Origin of the sequence: Paenarthrobacter sp. CM16 (assembly GCF_013179505.1) — a bacterium.
Taxonomy (GTDB): domain Bacteria; phylum Actinomycetota; class Actinomycetes; order Actinomycetales; family Micrococcaceae; genus Arthrobacter.
In genome coordinates this window covers 1-1,323 of record NZ_JABMCX010000541.1, presented here as the reverse complement: position 1 = coordinate 1,323, position 1,323 = coordinate 1, and the positions used below count along the sequence as shown (strand labels likewise).

Sequence of the window (1,323 nt, the reverse complement as noted above, 5' to 3'; positions counted from 1 at the left end):
GCACCGTTGTCTATGCCGTGGCTATCGGCCCGATCGTGCAAGTGTTGCTGCCCAAATTCATGGTGCCGGAGCGGGTACCGGCAGCTGCGGGCACAGCCCCTGCAGAGAACGCGGAACCTGTGGAAGCAGTGAAGGCAGCTCCCACCGCCTAGGCCTGGCCGCTTGATCAGCCCAGCGGCTTGACCAACCCAGCGGCTTGATCAGCCCAGCGACTTGACCGGCGCCACCTAGCGGCACACGCCCAAATCCTCCCCGTACCGCAGCCAGTCCGGCAGGTCCTGGGTCAGGGCATCGCGGATGGCGGGCGTTCCAGCGCTCCGCCAGTCGACGTCGTCGTTTATTTCAATCTCGTACTTCTTCCACTCAAACCAGTTGATCATTTTCAATTGCGGAAACTGTTGGTGGGTTTCGGCGGAGAAGACCTGGCGCCACCAAGCCCGTTTGACATCCAACTCCGACGCTCCGCCGCGTGCCGGCGTGAAGATCGCCGCCGTCTCCGGGATCCCTACCGGCTTCTGATGGTCTATTCCGTAGACCTGATAGAAGTCCGGGACGGCGCTGTCGTCTCCGGCGGTCCCGTTGTAGTTGCCCGTGAGCATGGCCAGGAATTTCCCCGGCTCGGAGATGTCGTTGTTGCCCCAAGGCCGTTGATTGCCCCAGTGATAAAGGGACACACCCACCCAGTCCACGGCGTCATCCCCGGGGTAATAGGGCGCGTACGTGTCATCGGCCATGGTGAGCGCTCCGTTCTGGTCCGTGTCCAGTGCCGCGAAGTCCGGAGTGCCTGGACGCGCGGCAAACTGGCCTCCGGTAAAGGGGTAGCCGCCGCCGTAGTTCGGCGCCCACATCATGGACGTACCCGGCGCCTGGGAATGCACGGCCGCAGCGACCTTTCGGAAGACCTCCACGTAGCGCAGCGGCTGCTGGCCCCACGAATACCAGGAACCGTTCATCTCATGCGCAAAACGCACGACGACGGGAGTGCCCTGATCGTTGATGTCCCGTAAGTCGTTGGCCAACGTCGCGATCACTTCGTCGCTCATGGTCGCCAAGCCTCCGTGTGGTTCCAATGTCAGGAGCAGGACCCCGCCGGTGGGACGGACCTGGGTGACGGCGTTGGTGGTGTGGGACCACGTTTCGTCGTCGTAGGGAATGTCCGAGAACTGGACCACCACCGCAGGATCATGGCCGAGGTTGGCCTGGTGTTCCGCCAGGGTTTCGGAGTTCCAGTCCAGGTTGACGCCCAGCAGAACGCCGTCCTTGGGCACGATGGTGGAAGCGTCCACGGCCCTGCAGAGGGAGAGTGCCTGGACCACCGGCACC

The 1,323-nt window shown here is 63.4% G+C and carries 1 protein-coding gene; it reads right to left on the bottom strand.

Going from position 1 to position 1,323, the window contains the following annotated elements; all coding sequences use genetic code 11:
• Nucleotides 1-227: 227 nt before the first annotated feature.
• Nucleotides 228-1,323: glycoside hydrolase family 26 protein (locus HP499_RS24315; RefSeq protein ID WP_172326583.1), on the bottom strand; the 1,096-nt coding region annotated here is incomplete at its 5' end.